Genomic DNA, 6,081 nt, shown 5'->3' with positions numbered 1-6,081 from the left:
TAATCATTTTGCGGGGCTAAACGTGTCGCTACCTGTGTTAAAAAATTCTCATTTACGACTGCATGGATGCAGAAGGTAGAGCAATCCAGGAGCAATTGCCGAGAACAACTAATTAGCGAATTTTTTGCCTAGCTATCAACACGTTTTTCCATCCTCAAAATAGATTACTTAATTAAGCTAATTGGTATTATTCGCCATTTGCACGAAACGTATGACCAAAAAATAACGCATTGCTTAGTAGTCGACTAGTCCCATACCAGTAACCCCTAAATACAGGATCGTCGGTCATGCCTATTACTGTACCTCGTCCATATGAGTGCGCAATTAAGCCAGCACCACCAGCAACTTGCTCAACATTAACAGCATCGGTAAAACCCGCTAACAATGGCTTTTTAGTATAGGTAAGTACATTTACAAACGGTGCATCGGAAGCTTCTAGCAACCAAGTACTGTTTTTGAATACGGGCAATGTATTGCGTTTAAGTGAAAATGTAAGTGGGTGAGTTAAATCTACATTAGTATTAAAAATAGCTCCTGCAATGCGTTGACGTCCTGCTAAATGGTCCTTATCGCCATAACTTAAACCTGTCGTTTTAAATGCACTCGCTACATCTTGTCTTGATAGATAGCTTGCTTTGAGTAATTGCTGATCAGCTAAAAATTTAGCGCCGCCTTTGTGAGCCCAAATAACGCCGCCTTTTCTTACCCAGCTTTTTATAGCCACTTTGTCGGTATCAGATAAGCTGTTGTAGTTACCATGAGCAAGTACTATATGGCTGTAATTACTGAGTTCAATAGAGTTTAAACGCTCCATTTCAACAATTGTTGGCGCAACACCTACAAAGCGATCGAGGTAGTACCATACTTCCCCAGCTTCGTACTGGCTTACGCCTTTACCACCTACCAATAATACTTTTGGCTCGCTAACAACCGCCATTGTACGAGACCCTAAATCGGCTCCTTTGCTTGTAAGACCTGAGTTAATAGGCTTGATTGCAATTCCAAACTCGTTTTGTGCTTTATTTAATATTCCAACCCAATCATTATTCGTTTGTAAGCCTGCTGGCACAATAATACTACCAGCATCAAAGCTTACTTCACTTGAGTTTGATTTGGCTGTTAATGGGCTTAGCGCTACACGCGCTTTAATACCTTGCTTTAAAAGGCTGTTTAGCATTTTAGGTGCTAGGTAATCATCCCACGAAAAGCCAAACGCATAGCCTTGCTCAAGTGAAGCAAAAGAAGGTTTTACCGCTTTTTGCCACGGTGTACTTGCAACCTCTAAACCCCAACTGCTTTTTACTTTTGCAAAAGGTAAGTTAAACGCATGCGCTAAAGTCCAGCCAGATACGTCATAAAAGGTGTTATCAGCAAAGTTTTTTTGCTCGCTAAAAATAGCTTTTATTAGGCGGTACTGTGGCTGGGCTAAGGGCACAAAGTAGCTATTGGTTGTATAGTTGTTGCCATTTGCCTTGAGTGATTTAGTAAGCGAAAAAGCATCTATTTGATGCTGTTTCAACAACCCTAAAAAATCTTTAATACGAGTGTTGTCATCCGCGCCCTCAATAACATAACCTTCAAAGCTTTCATCACTGGCTAAATCAGTAGCTTGATTATAAAACTTAGCTTGGTAATCAAGTAATGCTTGGCGGTTATCAACAGCGGCTTTAAAGGTAGATAAACTCGTTAATAGTTGATTTTTAATAGTAAAGGGAAAGCTCAAAGGTCCATTTATAGTGTCTTGGATATGCCCGCGAGAACTTGCTTGCTCAAATAAAATGCCTATGCCACCATTTACATCGGGATAGGTTGAACCTTTACCGTAATAGAAGTCGTCAAAGCTTTCTTCAGTAAAGTACAGTGCGTTGTTTTCATCTAATGTTTTTGCGTGATAGTTAGCAATCGCTTTAGTTAACGTTACATTTTCATCCGGTGTTATAGGATGCTTACGACTAGGAATACCTGGCTGAAAAAAGTAACTGCTGTTTGGTCCCATTTCATGAAAATCGGTTAAGACATTTGGTTTCCACTGATGAAATTTAGCAATACGCGCGCGCGATTCAGGGTGTTGTAGTAATAACCAGTCACGATTTAAATCAAACCAGTAATGATTGGTACGACTACTTGGCCAGTTTTCAACATGTTCACGGGTTTTAGGGTCGCTTGATAAGTTCATACCTCGGTTACTGTTGGCCCAGTTAGCAAAACGAGCAAGTCCGTCAGGATTAAGCGAAGGGTCGAGTAAAATAACCGTGTTGTTTAATAACTCATCTATTTCAGCACCTTGTGCAGCAGCTAAGTAATATGCCACCAGCAAAGATGAGTTACTACCTGATGACTCATTACCATGCACACTATACCCCATCCATACAACGGCAGGCTGCTTTGTAGAATTAGCATCTGATCCATCGTTACTTAAGCGTGCTAAGTGAGCTTGGCGTGTCTGCTCTATGCTTGATAACTTATCAGCTGCTGTAATTGTTAGCATGACAAGGGGGCGTTGTTCATGTGTGCGGCCAATCACTTCAAAATTTATACGGTCGCTTTTATCAGCAAGTATTTCCATATAACGTACGAGCTGATCATGTCTCACGTGCCACTCTCCTACTTCGTAACCGAGTACTTGCTCAGGAGTAGGAATTGAAGGGTCAAATTTTACATCTTGTTCAAAATAATACGAAAGTGGCTTAGCTACACTTGAAAAGCTAAGCAACACCACCATTAATGTTAATACCAAACGCATATAAATCACTCAAAAAATGTTCGTTGTTTGCACGCTACCATTGCTTAAAATAGATGCCAACTTTTTACGCTCAACACTAGCCGCAACACGATGAGCGGAGTATGATACGCAGTATCCGAGTAATTTAGTCAAGTATAGATGGTTTTATGATTTCTATTTCCGAAACAGCGCAAGCGCATTTTGCTAAACTATTAGCAGATCAATCACAACAAACCAATATTCGTGTGTTTGTTGTAAACCCTGGTTCATCACAAGCGGAATGTGGTGTGTCTTATTGTCCAGAAGACGCTGTAGAAGCGAGCGATATTCGCCTAAACTTTAACGGTTTTGATGCCGTTGTAGATGCAGAAAGTGCTCCATTTTTAGAAGAAGCTGAAATCGATTTTGTTACCGACAAAATGGGTACTCAGTTAACGCTAAAAGCACCAAATGCAAAGGCGCGTAAAATAGGTGACGATGCATCGTTAAACGAACGTGTACAGCACATGCTAGAAACCGAAGTAAATCCACAACTTGCTAACCACGGTGGTCAAGTAAGCCTTGTTGAGATTACAGCTGCAGGTATAGCTATACTTCAGTTTGGTGGTGGTTGTAATGGTTGTTCTATGATCGATGTAACACTAAAAGAAGGCATTGAAAAAGAAATGATAGCTAAGTTTGAAGAAATCACCGGTGTTGCTGATATAACAGAACACGAAGCGGGCGATCACTCTTACTATTAGGCCTTGTAAATGCTAAAGCAGCTTATCTATCGCTTAGGGAGCAATCCTAAGCTGAGCTTAAAGCGCTTTTTTCGCGGCTTAGCACTGTTTGTGCTAGCCGTGATATTCATATCTATTGGGTATTACACCCACTACAGCTTACAAATAATTGGCGTTATAATTTTACTCCCCGCATTATTTTTTGCCGGTTGGGGCTACTGCGGTATTTTTGCCAATCGTTTTTCACAAGTTTTAAAAGATATGGGCCCTAAACACCATGACCCCGATCTCTGGAAATAAACCATTTATTTAATCTAATAGCTGATTATTTATTTTTAAGTGGTGATATTTAATTATTAATGTAACCCCGCGCATTAACATAAAACAGCTCATAGCCAGCCATAACCCGTTATTTTGCAAGTCTATAAACACCCAAAACACACCAAAAAAGCCAACTCCAGCTGAAAGTATCATACTGTTACGCATGTTCTTTGCTCGCGTAAGCCCTACAAAAACACCATCAAACAAAAAGCAACTCATGGCCAAAATTGGTAATACTACTATCCATGGTAAATAATGCGTTGCCTCTTGAATAACCTCTGGCACATTGGTTAAAAGCTTGATTATGGTGTTGCCAAATAATGCAAAAAATAGGCTATATAACACACCAAAAAGCATACCCCAAAATACGCTTATTTTAACCCACAGCTCTATGTTTTTAACACTTCCTTGGCCTTTCGCTTGCCCTACTTTTGCCTCAGAGGCGTAAGCAACGCCATCAAGAGCAAAGCTCACCAACATTAAAAAGTTAAGTAAAACAGCATTAGCAGCTAATGTGGTTTCGCCTATACGCGCTGCGTAAAATGTCATAAAACTAAAGCATAATTGCAGTATTAAAGAGCGAATAAATATATCTCTATTCAAACTCAATAATTCAGCCATTTTGCTAATACTCAACCAATTCGGTACATTTAGATCAATGTCTTGTTTTTTAGCTAGTTTAGCCACTAAAAACAGTGCAAATACTAGTGCTGTATAGTCAGCAATAAGTGACGCCCATGCAGCGCCTGCAACTGCCCAATCTAAATAAACAACAAAATAAATATCGAGCACTATATTAACGATATTAGTGACGAGTAATAAATAAAATGGACCTCGACCATAATGCACACCGAGCATCCAACCCAGTAACACTAAATTACATAATGCTGCTGGAGCACTAAAAATACGAATGCTAAAATACTGATAAGCTTGGTTAAGTACGTCGCCATTGGCTGCGGAGAGGTAAGCAATAGCGTGCTTTATTAATGGGGATAACACAATTAATAGCACGGCCACTGCGCTTGCAAGCAATAGGCTTCGTTTAAGTAAAGCGGCAAGTTGGGTTAAATCGTTTTTTCCGTATGCTTGTGCCACGAGTCCCGTGGTGCTCATTCTTAAAAAACCAGCAAGCCAAAATAAAATAGATATAACTGCAGAGCCAAGGGCAATTCCAGCTAAGTAATGAGCGCTTCCTAAGTGCCCAATTACAGCAGTATCAACAATTCCTAACAACGGCACTGTGATATTTGATAGTATCATCGGACCCGCTAACAACAGCAAGCTTTTATGGTGTGCCTTATTATGTATAAGAAATTGTTTCATTTAGTGTTATTTATCCTCATTAGTGTATCTGTACGGGCTCAAGCAGCCATTATTTTACAGTATCATCATGTTAGTGAAACCCTACCCGCTGTCACGAGCGTTAGCGCCAATACATTTACGGAGCACTTAAGCTATTTAAAAGAGCACAACTTTAACGTTATTCCTCTTAATGAGTTAATTAGCGCGCTTCAACAAGATGAAACTTTACCTGATAAAACTCTAGCCATCACCTTTGATGATGGCTATAACAATAACTATGAACAAGCCGCACCTATTTTAGAAAAGTTTGGCTACCCGTACACTATCTTTGTAAATCCTAAATTAATAGACGAAGGTATGAGTTACGTAATGGGGTGGGATAAGCTCAAAGAATTATCTAAAAAAGGGGCATTAATAGCCAATCATAGCGGACAACATGATTACTTACACCTTAAGCTTGAAAACGAAACCGATGCACAATGGCAATCACGTATTAAGCAAGATATTCTTAACTCTCAAAAGCGCATAAAAGAAGAAATAGGCCACGACTATAAATACTTAGCATACCCGTATGGTGAGTTTAATAACGAGCTGCAAGCACTCGTGACAGAGCTTGGTTTTGTGGGTATTGGCCAGCACTCAGGCGCTGTAAATAAAGATTCTAATTTTAGCCGCTTGCCGCGTTTTCCTGCATCAGGCTTTTACAGCAAGCTAGAAACCCTTATTACTAAGCTCAACTCACGCGCGTTTAATATCACCAATTTAACTTATCAAGATAGCGTTACACAGCAAAATCCACCCACGCTCACAATGGAATTTAAGATGGGTGATTTTCATAAGAGCCAATTTGCCTGTTATGTATCAAGCGTAGGCCAAGCAGATTTAAAATGGATAACTAAAAATACTGTCGAAATCACCTCACCAAAGGTGCTTAATAAAGGGCGTTCTCGTTTTAATTGCACGGCCCCTTCTATTTCAAGCCCTGGCGATTACTTTTGGTTTTCGCAGCCTTGG

Annotated in this window: 5 protein-coding genes; 3 read left to right on the top strand and 2 right to left on the bottom strand. The window is 39.9% G+C overall.

The window, feature by feature from the left end:
• Nucleotides 1-187 precede the first annotated feature (187 nt).
• Nucleotides 188-2,743, bottom strand: coding sequence for a M14 family zinc carboxypeptidase (locus tag H5072_RS09695; RefSeq protein WP_182693401.1), 2,556 nt, complete (start codon nucleotides 2,741-2,743; stop codon nucleotides 188-190).
• Nucleotides 2,744-2,889: 146 nt separating this feature from the next.
• Between H5072_RS09695 and nfuA the strand changes: the two genes are divergently transcribed.
• Nucleotides 2,890-3,465 carry a Fe-S biogenesis protein NfuA gene (gene nfuA / locus H5072_RS09690; RefSeq protein WP_002959571.1) on the top strand — a complete coding sequence of 192 codons (576 nt, stop codon included), beginning with the start codon at nucleotides 2,890-2,892 and terminating at the stop codon, nucleotides 3,463-3,465.
• A 9-nt stretch (nucleotides 3,466-3,474) separates the two neighbouring features.
• Entirely contained in the window at nucleotides 3,475-3,744 is a 270-nt protein-coding gene (locus H5072_RS09685; protein ID WP_002959572.1) for a hypothetical protein, read from the top strand.
• A 9-nt stretch (nucleotides 3,745-3,753) separates the two neighbouring features.
• Here H5072_RS09685 and H5072_RS09680 read toward each other — a convergent pair whose 3' ends face one another.
• On the bottom strand, nucleotides 3,754-5,025 hold the full coding sequence (locus H5072_RS09680; RefSeq protein ID WP_138489783.1) for an MATE family efflux transporter: 1,272 nt from the start codon (nucleotides 5,023-5,025) through the stop codon (nucleotides 3,754-3,756).
• A 42-nt stretch (nucleotides 5,026-5,067) separates the two neighbouring features.
• On the opposite strand from H5072_RS09680, the gene H5072_RS09675 reads away from it, so the two are divergent.
• Nucleotides 5,068-6,081, top strand: a 1,014-nt coding sequence (locus H5072_RS09675) for a polysaccharide deacetylase family protein (protein WP_182693400.1), incomplete at its 3' end; no start/stop codon positions are given.

This window comes from Pseudoalteromonas sp. SR45-5, from assembly GCF_014163565.1.
Lineage (GTDB): Bacteria > Pseudomonadota > Gammaproteobacteria > Enterobacterales > Alteromonadaceae > Pseudoalteromonas > Pseudoalteromonas distincta.
This window is presented reverse-complemented; position numbering and strand designations above follow the sequence as displayed.